This is a genomic window from Tenacibaculum sp. (assembly GCF_050290165.1).
Taxonomy (GTDB): domain Bacteria; phylum Bacteroidota; class Bacteroidia; order Flavobacteriales; family Flavobacteriaceae; genus Polaribacter.
On the sequence record NZ_JBNKHD010000015.1, the window covers coordinates 364,573 to 381,628 of the forward strand.

At 31.1% G+C, this 17,056-nt stretch carries 17 protein-coding genes; 3 read left to right on the forward strand and 14 right to left on the reverse strand.

Annotated features, from left to right (window positions below; genetic code table 11):
* Window positions 1–12 precede the first annotated feature (12 nt).
* The 4 genes from ACQY6M_RS12875 to ACQY6M_RS12890 all read right to left on the reverse strand — a co-directional run bounded on the left by ACQY6M_RS12875 (window position 13) and on the right by ACQY6M_RS12890 (window position 4,689).
* Window positions 13–1,608: an alpha/beta hydrolase gene (locus ACQY6M_RS12875; protein ID WP_428742288.1), complete on the reverse strand. Its 1,596-nt coding sequence runs from the start codon at window positions 1,606–1,608 to the stop codon at window positions 13–15.
* 243 nt (window positions 1,609–1,851) lie between these two features.
* The gene (locus tag ACQY6M_RS12880; RefSeq protein ID WP_428742289.1) at window positions 1,852–2,955 is read right to left on the reverse strand and encodes an SMP-30/gluconolactonase/LRE family protein; all 1,104 of its coding nucleotides are present in this window, start codon (window positions 2,953–2,955) and stop codon (window positions 1,852–1,854) included.
* A gap of 66 nt (window positions 2,956–3,021) precedes the next feature.
* Window positions 3,022–3,597: a Crp/Fnr family transcriptional regulator gene (locus ACQY6M_RS12885; protein WP_428742290.1), complete on the reverse strand. Its 576-nt coding sequence runs from the start codon at window positions 3,595–3,597 to the stop codon at window positions 3,022–3,024.
* A gap of 282 nt (window positions 3,598–3,879) precedes the next feature.
* On the reverse strand, window positions 3,880–4,689 hold the full coding sequence (locus ACQY6M_RS12890) for a fibronectin type III domain-containing protein (RefSeq protein WP_428742291.1): 810 nt from the start codon (window positions 4,687–4,689) through the stop codon (window positions 3,880–3,882).
* A 103-nt stretch (window positions 4,690–4,792) separates the two neighbouring features.
* On the opposite strand from ACQY6M_RS12890, the gene rimO reads away from it, so the two are divergent.
* Window positions 4,793–6,145 (forward strand): 30S ribosomal protein S12 methylthiotransferase RimO, encoded by a 1,353-nt coding sequence (gene rimO, locus ACQY6M_RS12895; protein ID WP_428742292.1) that lies wholly within the window; start codon window positions 4,793–4,795, stop codon window positions 6,143–6,145.
* A 44-nt stretch (window positions 6,146–6,189) separates the two neighbouring features.
* The gene (locus tag ACQY6M_RS12900) at window positions 6,190–6,948 is read left to right on the forward strand and encodes a diphthine--ammonia ligase (RefSeq protein WP_428742293.1); all 759 of its coding nucleotides are present in this window, start codon (window positions 6,190–6,192) and stop codon (window positions 6,946–6,948) included.
* A 1-nt stretch (window position 6,949) separates the two neighbouring features.
* On the opposite strand, the gene ACQY6M_RS12905 is transcribed toward ACQY6M_RS12900, so the two are convergent.
* The 5 genes from ACQY6M_RS12905 to ACQY6M_RS12925 form a co-directional block, all read right to left on the reverse strand.
* Window positions 6,950–7,510, reverse strand: coding sequence for a PAS domain-containing protein (locus ACQY6M_RS12905; RefSeq protein WP_428742294.1), 561 nt, complete (start codon window positions 7,508–7,510; stop codon window positions 6,950–6,952).
* A 31-nt stretch (window positions 7,511–7,541) separates the two neighbouring features.
* On the reverse strand, window positions 7,542–8,306 hold the full coding sequence (locus ACQY6M_RS12910; RefSeq protein WP_428742295.1) for a TIGR02757 family protein: 765 nt from the start codon (window positions 8,304–8,306) through the stop codon (window positions 7,542–7,544).
* 1 nt (window position 8,307) lies between these two features.
* Window positions 8,308–8,862, reverse strand: a complete 555-nt coding sequence (locus ACQY6M_RS12915) for a CPBP family intramembrane glutamic endopeptidase (protein WP_428742296.1) — start codon at window positions 8,860–8,862, stop codon at window positions 8,308–8,310.
* Window positions 8,863–8,915: 53 nt separating this feature from the next.
* The gene (locus ACQY6M_RS12920; RefSeq protein ID WP_428742297.1) at window positions 8,916–9,578 is read right to left on the reverse strand and encodes an ABC transporter ATP-binding protein; all 663 of its coding nucleotides are present in this window, start codon (window positions 9,576–9,578) and stop codon (window positions 8,916–8,918) included.
* Window positions 9,579–9,668: 90 nt separating this feature from the next.
* Window positions 9,669–12,203 carry a DUF5916 domain-containing protein gene (locus ACQY6M_RS12925; RefSeq protein WP_428742298.1) on the reverse strand — a complete coding sequence of 845 codons (2,535 nt, stop codon included), beginning with the start codon at window positions 12,201–12,203 and terminating at the stop codon, window positions 9,669–9,671.
* A gap of 244 nt (window positions 12,204–12,447) precedes the next feature.
* On the opposite strand from ACQY6M_RS12925, the gene sucC reads away from it, so the two are divergent.
* The gene (gene sucC / locus ACQY6M_RS12930) at window positions 12,448–13,644 is read left to right on the forward strand and encodes an ADP-forming succinate--CoA ligase subunit beta (RefSeq protein ID WP_428742299.1); all 1,197 of its coding nucleotides are present in this window, start codon (window positions 12,448–12,450) and stop codon (window positions 13,642–13,644) included.
* 178 nt (window positions 13,645–13,822) lie between these two features.
* On the opposite strand, the gene ACQY6M_RS12935 is transcribed toward sucC, so the two are convergent.
* Genes ACQY6M_RS12935 through ACQY6M_RS12955 form a run of 5 tightly spaced genes read right to left on the reverse strand, consistent with a single transcriptional unit; the run spans window position 13,823 to window position 17,014 of the window.
* Window positions 13,823–14,200, reverse strand: coding sequence for a hypothetical protein (locus tag ACQY6M_RS12935; protein ID WP_428742300.1), 378 nt, complete (start codon window positions 14,198–14,200; stop codon window positions 13,823–13,825).
* Between the two features lie 25 nt (window positions 14,201–14,225).
* Complete coding sequence (locus ACQY6M_RS12940) at window positions 14,226–14,633, reverse strand: hypothetical protein (RefSeq protein WP_428742301.1); 408 nt, start codon at window positions 14,631–14,633, stop codon at window positions 14,226–14,228.
* A gap of 27 nt (window positions 14,634–14,660) precedes the next feature.
* Window positions 14,661–15,200 (reverse strand): hypothetical protein, encoded by a 540-nt coding sequence (locus ACQY6M_RS12945; protein WP_428742302.1) that lies wholly within the window; start codon window positions 15,198–15,200, stop codon window positions 14,661–14,663.
* A gap of 43 nt (window positions 15,201–15,243) precedes the next feature.
* Entirely contained in the window at window positions 15,244–15,648 is a 405-nt protein-coding gene (locus tag ACQY6M_RS12950; protein ID WP_428742303.1) for a hypothetical protein, read from the reverse strand.
* Window positions 15,605–17,014 (reverse strand): hypothetical protein, encoded by a 1,410-nt coding sequence (locus ACQY6M_RS12955; protein WP_428742304.1) that lies wholly within the window; start codon window positions 17,012–17,014, stop codon window positions 15,605–15,607. Before ACQY6M_RS12955 ends, ACQY6M_RS12950 begins: the two co-directional genes overlap by 44 nt.
* Between the last annotated feature and the right edge of the window lie 42 nt (window positions 17,015–17,056).

Below are 17,056 nucleotides of genomic sequence, written 5' to 3' on the forward strand. Positions count from 1 at the left end.
TAAAAGTAAAAATTAGTTATGAGTACCTATTAATGAGATTATTCCGTCTGCAAGTGTTCCTTTCCAATTTACATAACTATGTCCGCCTTTAAACTCACGATAATCAACTTTATAACCTTTTAATTCCAGTATATCTCTGAATTGTCTGTTCATTCCAAGCATGGATGCACCAGCGTCGTAAAGTCCAACATCCATATAAAAATTGATAGGTAACTGTTTGCTTTTCTTGTAGGCATCTATAAGCTTCCCGTTTTCTTCAGGATATATCCAATGGTTCTCATTTTTTGTTCCTTTAATCCAGTAAGAACCAGATTGAGAAAGTACATTTCCTATAGCATTGGAATGTTTTAAAGCTATATAGCTAGCAGCGAAGCCTCCTCTACTTGAACCTGCTAAGACAACTTTGTTTGCTTGAGGATAAATATTGTACTTAGAGCGAACCCAAGGAATAAGTTCCTCAGCTATAAAATTTCCAAAATTTTCATTTATTAAATCTTTCCCTCTTTTACCCATTGACCATACTAAAACTGTAACAGTTGGAGGAATTTTATTATCAGCTATTAAGTTGTCCATTATTGTTGGAGTTGGTATTCTAGACCTTCTATTTGGTCTACCTCCATAAGCCTCACCATCAAAAATAATGAGCAGATTATGAGGGATGTTGGAGTTGTAATTAGCTGGAGTATGAACAGAGATTTTTCGCTCCTCTTTTAGAATTTTACTGAATAGTGAAGTAGGGAAAAGTTTACCTTTAACGACACCTTCTTTTTCAGAAATATAAATTTGTCTTGGAGCTTCGGGCATTTCCAGAGTCCCGTCATAAGCATGTTCAACACTTCTTGATTCAATTTCATTATTAGGTCCCGCTTTAACTAAGTTAAAATAATTGAATCCATAATTAAAACGAGCGTCTTTAGGAACTCGTTGAGTAACAAAAAATAATTTAGTATTGGTTAATTTTTGAAAACGTAAACCTAAAAAATCAGGTCCGCCACTTAACATTATATATTCCGTATTTTCATGAGGAACACAAAAATAGGTGACTAACATTTCCTTGTTATTCCCTTCAATAGGTTCAATAATGTGCTTTTCTGGATGTTTAGAGATAAAATCATCAATAGCATTATTATTGGTTAATGAAGTTTCCCATAAGTTGTACAAGGTCTTAGTAGGAAGCTCTTTTTTAGCTATTCGTTTCATATTGTCTTTTAAGCTCAATATTTGCTGAATTTGTAAAGTATAGCTTCCCTTGGTAGCTTTTTTATCTAGTGAATGAACAACTAGTTTGTACACCCCAGATTTGTTTGCTGTAAAATCTATGGGCTCTATGCCGTTTTTTCCATTTGGACTATCAACCTGTTTTAAAAATACGTCGTCTGGATTGTAAATATCGATAACAAGATCTATCTCTTTTTGAGTTAACTCTCCAATAATGGCCATACCATTTTCTAATTTGAAAGTATAAGTATGTTTTTCTGAAGGTGAAATGGATTTATTGATTTCTTTTTCTGTAATTAAACTCTTTTCAAGTTTAGCTTGGGCATACATAGTAGTACTACTATAAAAAAGAAATAAAAAGAATAGAGCAATTTTTAATAAGATATTCATTTTGGGTTTTAGTCTAAGTTGATACAAATAACAAAAGTTTTAAATCTTTTGTTTTAATAATTATGATGTGAGCAAGTTATTGAAAACAAGACTAAAAGCCAAACTACTTTTAAAGGTTGAAATAAAAGCTAAATCTTAGAAATACATGAGATAAGGGAAGATGTTTATTTAATATATGTTATAACTAAAAAACTCTTTACTAAAGGGTTTTCTAGTTATTGTTGTATCTATGATTTAGCTACTTTAATCTTCTAATTTATATTTTCCAATATGATTAGAAACATCTCCACCTAGATAAAGATAACCGTCATGTTCTTCAACAGAACTTGCTTCTGACACAATTTTACCCGTAGTATCATAATAAGTTTTTAAAATTTTTCCATCCGTACTCAAATGCATTATCATTCCATAAGGTGCTACTTTAGGTTGTAGAAATAGCGGAAGACCATAAACTAGCTTTTTTACAAGTGGCTTAGGATGTATTTCATCTAAAGAAAGATCTCTTTTAGTTGAAAACCCAAGCCAAAAGCTACCATCAGACCTTCTAGAAACTCCATTAGGAAAACCAGGTAAGTTGTCTAAAAACACATCTGTTGTTCCTTTGTAATTTCCTTTTAACCAGTATCTCAGGACTCTATATTTCGCTAAATCTACCATTAAAACAAAATCATCATTTTGAGAAACTGCAACTCCGTTTCCAAAATAAGTGCCTTCTATAAGTGTTTTTACTTGTTTGGTTTTAGGGTTGTAACTATAAAGACCTCCGTCGGGTTTCGCTTCCATTAATAGTTTCCAAATATGTGTTCTGCTAAAGGGAAGTTTTGAAGAGGTGTTGGTAAAATAAATAATTCCGTCCGAAGCAATGTCTACATCATTGGGGATAAGAAATTTATTTCCGTGTTCATCTTCACTTGCTAAAGTTGTGATTTTTCCTTTTTTGTCAACACTGATTAAACCTCTTTCTAAGTCACAAGCAATTAGGTTTTGATTGCTGTCAAAATGAAGTCCAGCAACCCAAGATTCTGTATTACAAAAGACGGAAACTTTTCCTGATGGATCAATCTTTAAAATTAGACCATCTGAAAAGTCTGTTTCAGAAATATGAACTCCACAATATAGGTTTCCTTGCTTATCTACTGCAATATCCTCAGGACCATACCAACCATCTAAGTTGATGTGTTTGGTGGTACTTAATAATTCATTTTCAAGGAGTGCACCTTCTAATTTTGGAGGTGATGGTGGAGACCAAGCTTCTGGACTAATTGAACAAGATTTAAATGCAATACTAGCTATAAAAATAACTAAGCATAAGAGAATGGCATATTTTGCCATCGATACGATTTTCATTGTATTTATTTTATGATTTATAAAAACAAAGAAAATGAGAGGAAACTATTTTTATCTTGACAAATGTTAGGAAATAACCACCTCTTTTCGAATTCTGCTTAACGATTCAGCAGCTATACCAAGAAAACTGGCAATTTGGTATTGAGGAGCTCTTAAAACAATTTTTTTATCGTAGTTCTTTATAAAATCTAAATACTTTTTCTTGGCCGATTTTGTTTGCATAGTTAGAGCTCTTTGTTGCGCACAAAGATGATTTCTCTCGGCTAAAACTCTACCAAACTTTTCAAAATTAGGAGACTTTTTATATAGTTGGGCTAAACTTTCAAAAGATATTTTATATACGATACTATCTTCTAGAGTTTCTAAAAATTCGTGAGAAGGAGTTTGGTATATAAAACTGTCAAAAACCGTTATAAATTGTTTATCACAGGCAAAATAGGTAGTAAACTCTTTGTCTTCTATATACTTAAATGTTCTAAAGAGTCCAGATGTGACAAAGTATAAATACTTTGCACTTTTTCCTTCTTTAATTACTAATGCTTTTGCTTTGTATTCTTTTTTTTCTAATTGATTGTAAAACGTTTGAAACTCATTTTCCGTGAGTCCGATTAAATCCTGTAGCAATCTTTTGAGTTCGTTCATTAGTGTTTGATAGCGATTAATTTAGTTTTTAAGTGCATATTCTCTAATAACGAAGTTATCTAAAACAGGACTAAAAATCAAGCTAGTCTTAAATGGGTAAATAAAAGAGAGTTTCTTCATAGTATATTGGAGTAGGAAAGGGTATTGATGATTTATAAGCGTTTAACTAACAAAGGTTTGTAGATTCGTTTTTTAAGTAGAAAAGGAAAACTAATAAAAAGAAAAAGCAGCTTTTTAAAGCTGCTTTTTCTTTTTATTAAATATATTCTATTCTATTCTATTTTATTGTTTTGTAAATTTATAAGTAACCTGTTTTACTCCACTAGAACAGTCATTATAAACATCTGATGAAAACTTCAAATAAAAAACACTATCGTTATTAAGGTTATAACTACTATCTTCATTAGAGGGACCAAAATAATAACTTCCATTGCATGAGCAAGCAGATTGAAGTAGAGGAACGTTTAAGGTTCCATTTTCTTGAAGGACAAAATAAAAAGTATATATAGGACTACAATTGTCAGGGAAAAATTTGGTGTCAAATTTACGCCTATTATCTTGACCACTTATACTTAAAGTTACAATTGAGCCATTAGATAATACAGGGCCATTAGAACCTATATTTGTAATTTCTTCGATTAAGTAATTACCAGTAAAAGAATCAGAAACAGTACCTGACTTAGTAATAAAACTGTGTGGTCCTGCCCATTCACTATAATTTTCGCCTCCACAGTTAGATCGAACATAAAAGTCATATTCAGTATTGCCAGTAAGTCCAGTAATCTCTTTAGATTTATCACCTGTGCTAATTCTAGTACCATCACCAATGGAAAAGCCTCTAGCTCCATATTCAATATTAAATAATTGAGTATTATCATAATCTGCCCATTTACATATAACTGAAGTTGAAGTTGTATAGTCAGAAATTATTTCTAAACCTAAAGGTTTTGGACAAGAGGAGTCAGAGTTGCCATTATCTATAACAACATCAGCACCTTCATCTGGGTTATCTCCATTAAGGTTGTCATCACTTTCACTATTTGAACATGAAATAGAAAATAAAATAATAAAAGATAATAGTATTTTTTTCATAGCATAATAAGTATTTGAGTTTATAGCAGGCCAAATATAAAATAAAAATATGTTTTGCATAACTTTTTTAGGCTGTATCTTTGCACATTGAATTTTTTACAATATGCGTACAAAGACAACAAAACAAAACAAAATCAACGTAGTTACTTTAGGTTGCTCTAAAAACGTTTACGATAGCGAAGTGTTAATGGGGCAGTTAAAAGCCAATGGTAAAGAGGTGGTTCACGAAGATGAAAATGACGAAGGAAATATTGTAGTAATCAATACCTGTGGTTTTATTGGTAAAGCTAAAGAAGAAAGTGTAGAGGCTATTTTACACTACGCACAAAAGAAAGAAGAAGGCGAAGTTGATAAAGTGTTTGTAACCGGTTGTTTAAGTGAGCGTTATAAGCCAGATTTAGAAGCTGAAATTACCAATGTGGATCAGTATTTTGGTACGCACGATTTACCAAACTTGTTAAAAGTATTGGAAGCAGATTATAAGCATGAGTTAATCGGTGAACGTTTAACAACGACTCCAGATCATTATGCGTATTTAAAAATAGCTGAAGGTTGTGATCGTCCATGTTCGTTTTGTGCGATTCCTTTAATGCGAGGTAAACATGTTTCTACTCCAATTGAAGATTTGGTTACCGAAGCGACGAAGTTAGCCGAAAAAGGTATCAAAGAAATTATGCTAATTGCTCAGGATTTAACTTATTACGGGTTAGATATTTATAAAAAACGTGCGTTAGCAGATTTGCTTAAAGAATTGGTAAAAGTAGATGGAATAGAATGGATTCGTTTACATTATGCTTTCCCATCAGGTTTCCCAATGGATGTATTAGAAGTGATGAAAAACGAACCAAAGGTTTGTAATTATTTAGACATTCCGTTACAGCATATCAACACCGAGATTTTAAAATCGATGAAGCGTGGTACGACACATGAAAAAACCACAGCGTTGATTTACAAATTCCGTGAGGCTGTGCCAAATATGGCCATTCGTACAACGTTAATTGTTGGATATCCAGGAGAAACTGAAGAGCAATTCCAAGAATTGAAAGATTGGGTAGAGGAGATGCGTTTTGAGCGTTTAGGTGCTTTTGAATATTCACACGAAGAAAATACGGGAGCGTATGTTTTAGAAGATGATGTGCCTGCTGATGTAAAGTTCAGACGTGTGAACGAAATTATGGAAGTGCAATCTCAAATTTCTTGGGAATTGAATCAAGAAAAAATAGGGAAAACATTCAAATGTTTGTTTGATAGAAAAGATGGAGAATACTACTATGGACGTACAGAATTTGACTCACCAGATGTAGATAACGACGTTATTGTGGATGCTCGTGAATATTACATCAAGCTAGGAGAATTTATTGATATCGAAATTTTCGATGCAGGAGATTTTGACTTACATGGAAAACCTGTAGTAAAACAAGAAAGACCTGTTCCTTTAAATCAAAAGAGGAAATAAAATCAAACCTGCGAAATGCAGGTTTTTTTATGCATATTTGTCACATGAAAAAAGCCTATTTTAATTGGAGTTCAGGAAAAGACTCATCGTTAGCATTATATAAAATATTACAGCAAAAAGAATTTGATGTGCAAAAGTTGATAACCAATGTAAATCAGGATTATCAGCGTGTTTCAATGCATGGGTTGCATGAAGAATTGTTAGATGCACAGGCAGAAAGTATTGGAATACCTTTAGAGAAAATATATTTTCCTGCTGAAGTTACTATGGAATTGTACAATCAAAAGATGAAAGAGAAAACCGCGGAGCTACAATCTGATGGTTTACAACACGCAGTTTTTGGAGATATTTTTTTAGAGGATTTAAGAGCTTACCGTGACTCAAAATTACAAGAGGTAGGAATTACAGGAGTATACCCACTTTGGAAACAAGACACCAAAGAATTATTACGTGAATTTTTGTCGTTAGGCTTTAAAACGATTACTGTTTGTGTTAATGCCAAATTGTTAGGGGAAGAGTTTGTAGGAAGGGTAATTGACGAAGATTTTATAAACGAACTTCCTGAAGGTATTGATGTTTGTGGAGAGAATGGAGAGTTTCATACCTTTTGCTATGATGGCCCCATTTTTAAGAAACCAGTAGAATTTGAAATAGGAGAGAAGGTGTTAAAATCGTATACACTCCATAAAAGTGATGATGATAACTGTTACCAAAACTCAAAAGAAACTAAAAAGGAAAAAGAAACCACAACTAAAAACTATGATAGAAGTTTTTGGTATTGTGATTTAAAACTGATAAAGTAAGTTATACAGCTTCTTTTTCTAAGGCTAAAAAGTGTGTGATTTTTGAATTACTACTATTGTGTAAGGGAATAATATGCAATTCACATTTATAAGTGGATTGATCTTTTCTGTAATTGATGATTACATCTTTAAAAGGTTTTCCAAGTTGAAGTTTCTTTTGAATTCTCTTTTTAGTAGTTTCTTTAGTCTCTTTACCTTGTAAAAAACGGGGAGTTTTGTTCAATGCAAATTCTTTTTCATACCCCGTCATTTTGGTAAAACCATTACTTACCCAAATTATTTTTTTTTCGGCATCGGTAAGAACTAATGATTCGTAATAATTCTCTTTTATAACTGTTGAAACATTGTCTTTCCAGTTGAAGTTTTTAGAGAAGGTTTTTATAGTATCAAGGTCATTGAATAGTTCTTTTTCAAAAAATAAATCTTGAATTCCCCAGCTTATAAGATTTACACTTTTTTTAGAAGAAGGTTGAAGTTCAGTAGTAATTTCGGAATATTTTTCTTCTTCTAAATTAGACACATAAATGTCTAAAGCCATCATTTTGGTTAGGTTATTTTTCATGTCAACTAAATAAATACTTTTTTAGGAAAAATTAAAACTTTTCAAAAACTCCTAATCCAAATAAGGCAAAATCATATTTTACAGGATCATTTTTGTCAAATCCTCTTAAAACAATATCTAACTCTTGAATAGCTTTCCAATCGTTCTGTTTTCGAGTAAGAATTTTTAGTTTTCGAGCAATATTTCCTGTATGCACATCTAACGGACAATGCAAATGTGCTGGAGAGTGTGTTTTCCATATTCCTAAGTCAACCCCTGTATTATTATCGCGCACCATCCAGCGTAAAAACATGTTAATTCTTTTAGATGCTGAACCTTTTAATGGATCAGAAACATGTTTTAAAGTTCTTGGTTGATGAGGGATTTCAAAAAAGACTTGTTTAAAATGATGAATGGCATGCTGGTAATTATCAGCATCATTTTTAGGTTTCAAAACAGCTTCTAATCCACCATGATGTAGATAGATGTTCTTTAGTGATTGAATAAAAAACTTAAAATCATCCACATTAAAGGTTCGATGAACAAAACCGTCAAAATTAGCAAGGTCTTCTTCAGAATGATTCATAACAAAATCATACGGAGAATTCCCCATTAAATCCATCATTTTATGAGCATTGTTGATAATCATTTTACGATTTCCCCAAGCAATGGTTGACGCTAAAAAGCCAGCAATCTCAATGTCTTCTTTTAACGAAAACTCATGTGGAATTTGAATAGGGTCACTATCAATAAAATCAGGATTATTATATTGTATAACCTTTTCGTCTAGAAAATCTTTCAGTTCTTTTTTGTTCATTTTATATTAAATCTCCTAAAAAACTCACTCCTGTAAAAACTCCATTGTAAACAGCATGCAAGGCCATGGCCCAAAGTAAGCCAAAGCGAACACGAATAAAACCTAAATAGAATCCTAATAAAGTTTGAGGTAAAACTAAAATAGGAGATAGTAATAGTACGTTTGTAGAAATTTGATAATTATTGATATGCAGAAAGCCAAATAGAACAGCAAAAACATAAAAAGCAATCCTAAATTGTCTTCCTTTTTTAAAAACTGTTAGAGGAGCTCTGAAAAAAGTTTCTTCAAGTAAGGGAGCAAGAATAACTACTAAGAAAAAAACAACAATTTTAGGAAGAGACTTAAATAGTTCTTCAGCTTTGTGATCTTTAGCTAAATTAACTAATCCAAGTTTATCAACAAGACCTATTAAAACTAAACTAACCATTGCAGTTAATATACTTATTATTAAAAGATGCAAGAATTTTTGAAGTCGGTACAAGGTATCTTGATTGGCATCTTTTTCTAAAATAGGGTTTTTTAAATAGTTGATAAGCTCGTAAAAAGTTTCTTGCATAGTTTAGTGTATTTAATATTACTATAGATATATAGAAACTTAAAAACGTTCCATTATTCAACAATAATTCCGTCTTTCATAGTTAAGGTTCTATCAGCCATTTGTGCTAAATCTTTATTATGAGTAACCAATACAAAAGTTTGCCCAAATTCATCACGCAATTTGAAAAATAGCTCGTGTAAGTTTTTTGCTGAAACAGAATCGAGATTCCCTGAAGGTTCATCAGCAAAAATAACAGCAGGTTCATTTATCAAAGCTCTGGCAACAGCTACACGTTGTTGTTCACCTCCAGAAAGCTCATTAGGTTTGTGATTTTCTCTATGAGATAATCCTAAAAAAGCTAATAATTCTTTGGCTCTTTTTTCGGTTTCTGCTTTTGATTTTCCTCCTATAAAAGCTGGAATACAAACATTTTCTAAAGCAGTAAACTCAGGTAATAATTGATGAAATTGAAAAATAAAACCTACATGTTTGTTTCTGAAAGAAGAAACTTCTTTGTCTTTTAAGTTTTTGATTGAAATGCCATTAACAGAAAGCTCATAGTTTTGATCTTTCAAAGGTTTATCTAAAGTTCCTAAAATTTGTAATAGTGTTGTTTTTCCTGCTCCAGATGGACCAACAATGGCTACAATTTCTCCTTTTTTAATATGAAGATTTACTCCTTTTAAAATTTCAACATTTCCATAATGCCTATGGATATTTTTAGCTACAATCATGGTTTCATTTTCAAAGTAACGAATGTATAAAAAAGAAATCAGATAGACTTTTAAAGCCTATCTGATTTCAAATAATAAATAAACGATCTATTAAAATATGTCTTTTAGGTTATTGTAATCAATAAAATATACTAATCGAACAGAAAATCTATGTTGCATATTTTCATCGAAGAGTTTTGAAATATTGTTCTTAAAGCTAATTTTAGCAGGAGCAAAATCATCGTCAGGTCGTATTGAATTTCGATAGAAAACAATTAATTGACTTCCAGGAGCAAATTGCCATACATAATTTAAATCGACGTTCCAACTATTAAAGTTTTTATCATAATTTTCCTTATAGTTATTTGCTATTAGTTCACCATTATCTTCATTTAAGCTATAGAATTGGTCCTTATAAGGGACCTTACTCCAATTATGTCTAAAAGAAAGCGATAATGAAGATTTTGTACTAAAGCTATATTTTCCTGTTAATGAGTTATTATAAGTGGTCCAATCACGTTGCCCAAAAATAATATCACCTTCCAATGGAGCTAGAGTAGAATCTTCTTCAACATCATCTTCACTAATTTTAGTTACATATCCTTGCCCGTTATTAGTTTTTCCATATCTAAAACCATAGATTAAGGAAAATTGGTTGTTGAAACGATATCTTGGAGAAACCCCGAAGCCATAACTTTCTTTTGGGTTGTTTTTGAAAAAGGTATAGTACCAATCATAATCAATAGCAAATTTCTTTCTGTAATCAGTAGACCCCCAATGATTCACATTTAACCTTTCAGGTCTGTTAAAATAAATACCACTAGTGCTTCCTTGTCTTGGTTCAAAGAAGTCTCTTGTTTCTGTACTGTAATTTATATTCCCCCCAAAGCCAAATCGCTTTTTAGTTTGTGCCCAAAAAGATAAACCAGCATTGGTACCAACATAAGTACCTGGATTATGTAAAAAGTTGATATTGTAATACACGTTAAAGTTATAATCATTAAAAAGACCTTTTGGTTTTAATGATCGAAAGCCAACAAAACCATAGATAGCTTGTTCATTATTACTGAAGAGAATCCCCATGTCGTTAGGGTTGAAGTCTTTATTTTCAAAATTATACCCAATCTCTCCGCGCCAATTTCCTGATTGCTTTCCAATACTGGTATCAAAAGCGTATCCTGTACTAGGATAGTCTTCATCATCAGAAATATTACTCATTTTAAAACTTCCGTCGATATTGTATCTACTTTTTTTATCTTCAACATGCCATAGCAATCCTGTAACATTAGCATCTCTAAATCGACCATCACGAGTTACATTTGTGTTGATTAAAGTTACTGCAGAATTTTGGTTAAACTGTTGGTCCAGCACTAGTATGTTATAGTTTGAAAATGGATTTACCGTAGTTTTATAGGTGCTAACGTTGGTAATGGTATCTAAGCCGTTAATTGTCTTTTCAGTTCTTTCAACAGTAGCTTCTGTTTTTTCTGTAATGGCGTTAAAAAAACCAATTCCTAAACCACCTTTAGTTCTTCCTGATATTTTTATAGCATTTAGCATTTGCACTTTATCAGGAACATCTATAACTTCATCATTCACTTTTTTACCATCAACAAAATCCTCATCATCTTTACGTTCATTAGCAAATTGATCGATAGGTTTTGAACCAATTCTTCTTGAATAAAATAATCGTCCTTTACCAAATAATTCCGTTCCTTCAGTAAAAAACTGACGTTGTTCCGTAAATTGTTGTTCAAAAGGTCCCAAGTTTAAGGTAACATCATCAAAACCTACCTGACTAAAATCTGGAATTAAGGTAGCGTCTAATGTGAAGTTTTCTGTGATTCCGTATTTTACATCCATACCCACACTCCAATCAAAATCTGTTTTACCTTCTGAAGTAGTTGTCGTTGCAGATGCATACGGATAAAAGTTTAATCGAGTAGGAGGTTTTATATTTTTAAAATTCTCATACATACCATCATACTGTGTCCAATTACCTTGTTGGTTGTCAATATGATTCCATGTAAATTGAGCATTTAAGTTTTGCACTCTTCTATGAAAATTGATTCCCCATGATTGAATTGGAGCATTGGCAAATCGTAAGGCTCTATAAGGTATTTTCATCTCAACAATCCAAGCATTATCAGTAAGTTTAAAATCACTTTCCCAAACAGCACTCCAATTAAAATCTTCATTTCCATTCGATACTTTTGAATCTGCTTGTACTCCAGAGCTCGTTACAATAAATTCAAAAGGGTTTTGTCCGTCATCATTTGGGTTTATAGTAATTAAAAAGAAATCAGCGTTACCAATATTATCTCTATTGGTAAATTCGGCTGGAATCTTGGTAGGATCTGGAGCATACATTAAAGCACTTATGTAAATAGCATTATCGTCGTATACTAATTTCACCTCCGTTTTATGAGTACTAGGTTCTGGTTTGCCATTATCAGGACGCATCATTACAAAATCTTTAGCAATAGGAACGTTATCCCATGCTTCATCATCTAGTTCTCCATCTATTTTAGGGGGTGTTTGGACTCTTACAGCTTCTAGTTTTTTTCTGTTTTGATTAATGGTTTGTGCTGTTGTTATTTCAGAAAAGAGGAGGACTGTAATAATTAATGCGATAATTCTATGCATAGTTGATTGAAAATATAATTATTGGTTTCGCTAAAATATTTATGATCTATAGCAATAAATCACAAAATCATGTTAATTACACTAAAGACATGTTAAAAAAAGGGTTGTTACACATAGAGTGTTAAAAATATGTGAAAGTGAGGCTTACAGATCGTTGACAATATTTATAATAAATTAAACTCCAAATTATAAGGTATTATCAATTGAATTTGTATTTTTGTTCGACTTTTAAAATTCATATCGAATGAACTTACACGAATATCAAGGTAAAGAAATATTAAACAGTTTTGGCGTTCGTATTCAACGTGGAATTGTTGCGAATACACCAGAAGAAGCTGTTGAAGCAGCAAAGAAATTAACAGAAGAAACAGGTACTGGTTGGCACGTAATTAAGGCTCAAGTACACGCAGGTGGTCGTGGAAAAGGTGGAGGTGTTAAGTTAGCTAAAAACTTAGAAGAGGTTAAAAGTATTGCTAATGACATTTTAGGAATGATGTTAGTTACTCCTCAAACTTCTGCTGAAGGTAAATTAGTTAACCAAGTGTTAATAGCTGAGGACGTATATTATCCTGGAGATAGTGAACCAGATGAATTTTATATGTCAGTTTTATTAAATCGTGCTACAGGTAGAAACATGATTATGTATTCTACTGAAGGAGGTATGGATATTGAAACTGTGGCAGAAGAAACTCCACACTTAATTTTTACAGAAGAAATTAATCCAGCAACAGGATTATTACCTTTCCAAGCTCGTAAAATTGCATTTAACTTAGGGTTAAGCGGTGCAGCTTTTAAAGAAATGGTAAAATTTGTTACTGCATTATATACAGCATATGTAAAGTCTGATTCGTCTTTATTTGAAATCAACCCAGTATTAAAAACATCTGATGATAAAATCATGGCAGTTGATGCTAAGGTAACGTTAGATGATAATGCTTTGTACCGTCATAAGGATTATGCAGAAATGCGTGATTTCCGTGAGGAGAATCCTATTGAAGTTGAAGCAAATGCAGCAGGATTAAACTATGTAGATTTAGATGGAAACGTTGGATGTATGGTAAACGGAGCTGGTTTAGCAATGGGAACTATGGATTTAATTAAGCAAGCAGGTGGTGAGCCAGCTAACTTCTTAGATGTTGGTGGTACTGCTGATGCACAACGTGTTGAAACTGCTTTTGGAATCATTTTAAAAGATCCTAACGTAAAAGCTATCTTAGTAAACATTTTTGGAGGTATCGTTCGTTGTGACCGTGTGGCACAAGGTATTGTTGATGCTTACAAAAACATGGGTGACAAAATTAATGTGCCTATTATTGCTCGTTTACAAGGAACAAACGCAAAAGAAGCAAAAGAATTAATTGACAATAGCGGAATGGAAATTATCTCAGCAACTGAGTTCCAAGAAGCAGCTGATAAAGTACAAGAAGTTTTAAGCGCTTAAAACTTTTTAATTAATTCTTAGTAATATATTAAAAAACCTCACTTATATAAGTGAGGTTTTTTGTTTTAATTAATAGATGCTTTTATTAATAGTATAGTACTTATTTTATATCTTTTATTTACTCTATCCAAACCGAATTTGCACAAATAGTTTCCCATTCTTTTCTTTTTCATATAAATTAGTCTATAATTGTTGCATCTTGTAAATGAGCTTTAATTACTATGGAATCTTTTTCTTTAATAATAAGTTTTATATCTATATTCTGTTTACTTGGATATAGTATTGACAAATTATGTTTTCCTAGACCCAAGCTAAATACAGTCCCTTCTAGATATACATTATTGATTACCTTTGTTGAAGGTAATAATAGATTTTTTTTAATATTATCATATGTTTGTATTTTTATACCAGTAAAAAGCCCCTTAGATTTATATCTTTCAATTTTGTAGTTTTTATTATTTACCGTATAAATTTCCTTAGGAGTTTTGCATGCTGTTATACAACAACAAAAAACTAGTAACAAACTAACATTTAGTACTTTTTGTATATCTTTCATTTTCTTTTTCTACCAATATTATAAACTAATCTATAATAGGTCTTTTATCTTCTTTTAAATAAGCATTAATAACTATAGAATCACCCCTTTTGACAAAAAACTTATCAATTTTAACCGTATACCTTCTTATATAAGAAACTTCAACATCAAAATAGTTATTTGTATTTGGTGTGATTACCAAAGGCTTTACCTTTTTTTTGTTTTCATCAAACTCCATAAAAAAAACCACATCATTTACATATACGATTCCTGCTAATTCTTTTTTGTTTTCAAAATCATAAGCATTAACTACAATACTTGAAAAATCGGTTTGTTTAGATTTGATTTTTTCTAATTTATAGTTATTGTCTACTATATCATTACGAACTGCTTTACATGAGGTCAGATTTAAGATGAATAAAAGAATTAAACCTATTCTAATTATGCTTCGCATTAGTGTTAATTTTTCTATTTTTTTGATTTATTCTATCCAAACCGAATTGGCACAGATAGTTTCCCATTCTCCATTTACTTTTCGTAGTAGTTTAAATTCTCCTCCATAAGTTTGTGTTGCATAATAAATAGCCATTGTATTATTTCTAAATAAAATAGGCATAGAAATAAATGAAGTTTTAAAACGTATCTTTTTTTTAGTAGTTTTATCTTTAAGGTCAGGAAATAGTTTGTCTATTCTCTGAACAGAAATACTTTTAACTTTTTGTTTTAAAAAAACTACTTCTTCTTTAGGTATTTTAATTGGAGAATAGATACCATTACTACATAAATAAAACTCTAAGTATCTGTTTTTTACATATGATTCTATAGGTATATTTCCTTCTTCTGTAATTGTTTTATAATAAATATTCCCTTTAGATTTTTTTAAAATATAACTTAAAACTTCATACTCGTTATTTACTTTATTGATTGTATTCTTGTTTGAAGAACAACTCGTTATAAAAATTAGAACAGCTATTGTTTTAAAAATAGTTGGTGTCTTTAGTATTAACAACCTTAATCTCATTTTTAACATATCTTTCTTTTTCTTTCTCTATTTGTCTTATAGATTAATCTACAATATTTTCGTTTTGTAAATAAGCTTTAATAATTATAGAATCTTTTTCAAAAACTTTTAATTTATTTATTTTCAAACTTTTACTACCAACAAAATGAAATAAAATATTAAAACTGTTTTCTGCTTTGACATCTAATACAATGGGTAAAAAATGATTCTCTAGATATTTAAAATTTACATACACATTATTTATTTCCACATATCCGCCTATTTTTTCTTTAGAATTATAATCATATGCTTCTAAAGTTAAAGAGGTATTCCCATTAGATTTTAATCTTTCAATAGTAAAATGATTAGTATCCTCCTTAACTATTTTTTTAGGGGTCTTACAACAATAATAAGTTAATAACAGACTAACACTTAGTGCTTTTAGCACCACTCTTTGTATATCTTTCATTTTGTATTATATTTTGAATTTTTGTTTTATCGGTGCTACTTAAACTTTGGTAAGCACTGGACGATTCTAAACCTGCCCATGATAGAGCTTTATAATAATCTATATTTTGTTGATGGTTATCGTAAGAAGAAAGAGAATAAGCCAAGGCTTCTACATATTGTCCCATAAACTCATGCTCTGTTAAATTAGATTTATTTCCTGATGATTTATGTAAAGACATTAATGTACTATACATACTGGATGTGGGAGATGTTCTCATTACATAATGAATATAGGCATGTAAGCTTTCATGTATAGCGGTTTTGGCAATAAATAATTTTGTGGCATCTTTTACCAAATCGGTATCTAAGGTAATATTAAACCCATTGGTATTTCCGTTTACATTGGAACCTATTGTATTTAATTGTCCTATATCAAAAGTCAAATTATACGTCTGAGAGTGATCAAACAAATCTAAAATTATTTGCGATAAATGCCCCATTCCTTCTAAATCGGGTACTAATGCACCTTTCATGTCTTTTTCTTGTAAAGCCTTTATAATAGCGCTTACACAAGGGTTTCTAGTATTATCTAAAATTTTTTCTACAGAGTGGTTGTTTAACCCGAGTGAAGGTCCATGAGGGGCATCATAATGCGAATGATATGTTTGTGTATCGCCTCCATCACCTCCAGTATACTCATCTTCTATATATACGTATTCTACTGATGTTGATTCATATGAACTTAACATATATACAAAATTTCCGTCGCCTCCTCCTTTATACCAATCTACATAATAATCGGTAACAACAAGTATATATCTACCCATATAAGGGGTTTTAGAAGCATAATTATTATGTATTTTGAGTTTGTTATCTATTTCACTAACTAATTCTCCTTTTTTATAGGCTTCTATTTTAATTGTTTCTCCTAAAAGATTATATTCCTGTATGGTACCAGTAAAAGTATTGGTTTGTATATAGGAAGCTTCTTGAACTTCTTCTTTAGAGTTAGCAACAAACTTTATAATGTTAAAAGAAAATTCGTTTAAAGATTTTTCTGTAGCAAGTACCTTGTACCTATAAAATAGGTTTTGTCCTTTATTAGGAGAGGTACTTTTACCTGAAAGTGAGGTGTTAAATTCATATAGGATAGTATTATTTGCTTCATCATTAACAGTTATGTAATCATTCCAATTAACTATTAAGTTGTTTTTTACAAGTGAATTGTCGAAATTCTCTAATATAAACTGTTCTTGAATTTTAGAGTCTAGTTGATTGTTAAGGTTTATACTTTCATCTTGACAATTCCATAGTAGTATTGAAAGACTTAAAAAGAAGACTCCTGATTTTAAAAGGTAGGTTACTAAGTTTTTCTTATTTTTCATGATTTTAAACTAGTTACAATTTTTAGCTACTAAAATAACATA

Bases quoted from the DNA above. Each gene is read 5' to 3' on its own strand.
- ACQY6M_RS12875 (WP_428742288.1), bottom strand. From the start codon at position 1,608: ATGAATATCTTATTAAAAATTGCTCTATTCTTTTTATTTCTTTTTTAT.
- ACQY6M_RS12880 (WP_428742289.1), bottom strand. From the start codon at position 2,955: ATGAAAATCGTATCGATGGCAAAATATGCCATTCTCTTATGCTTAGTT.
- ACQY6M_RS12885 (WP_428742290.1), bottom strand. From the start codon at position 3,597: ATGAACGAACTCAAAAGATTGCTACAGGATTTAATCGGACTCACGGAA.
- ACQY6M_RS12890 (WP_428742291.1), bottom strand. From the start codon at position 4,689: ATGAAAAAAATACTATTATCTTTTATTATTTTATTTTCTATTTCATGT.
- rimO (WP_428742292.1), top strand. From the start codon at position 4,793: ATGCGTACAAAGACAACAAAACAAAACAAAATCAACGTAGTTACTTTA.
- ACQY6M_RS12900 (WP_428742293.1), top strand. From the start codon at position 6,190: ATGAAAAAAGCCTATTTTAATTGGAGTTCAGGAAAAGACTCATCGTTA.
- ACQY6M_RS12905 (WP_428742294.1), bottom strand. From the start codon at position 7,510: ATGAAAAATAACCTAACCAAAATGATGGCTTTAGACATTTATGTGTCT.
- ACQY6M_RS12910 (WP_428742295.1), bottom strand. From the start codon at position 8,306: ATGAACAAAAAAGAACTGAAAGATTTTCTAGACGAAAAGGTTATACAA.
- ACQY6M_RS12915 (WP_428742296.1), bottom strand. From the start codon at position 8,862: ATGCAAGAAACTTTTTACGAGCTTATCAACTATTTAAAAAACCCTATT.
- ACQY6M_RS12920 (WP_428742297.1), bottom strand. From the start codon at position 9,578: ATGATTGTAGCTAAAAATATCCATAGGCATTATGGAAATGTTGAAATT.
- ACQY6M_RS12925 (WP_428742298.1), bottom strand. From the start codon at position 12,203: ATGCATAGAATTATCGCATTAATTATTACAGTCCTCCTCTTTTCTGAA.
- sucC (WP_428742299.1), top strand. From the start codon at position 12,448: ATGAACTTACACGAATATCAAGGTAAAGAAATATTAAACAGTTTTGGC.
- ACQY6M_RS12935 (WP_428742300.1), bottom strand. From the start codon at position 14,200: ATGAAAGATATACAAAAAGTACTAAATGTTAGTTTGTTACTAGTTTTT.
- ACQY6M_RS12940 (WP_428742301.1), bottom strand. From the start codon at position 14,633: ATGCGAAGCATAATTAGAATAGGTTTAATTCTTTTATTCATCTTAAAT.
- ACQY6M_RS12945 (WP_428742302.1), bottom strand. From the start codon at position 15,200: ATGAGATTAAGGTTGTTAATACTAAAGACACCAACTATTTTTAAAACA.
- ACQY6M_RS12950 (WP_428742303.1), bottom strand. From the start codon at position 15,648: ATGAAAGATATACAAAGAGTGGTGCTAAAAGCACTAAGTGTTAGTCTG.
- ACQY6M_RS12955 (WP_428742304.1), bottom strand. From the start codon at position 17,014: ATGAAAAATAAGAAAAACTTAGTAACCTACCTTTTAAAATCAGGAGTC.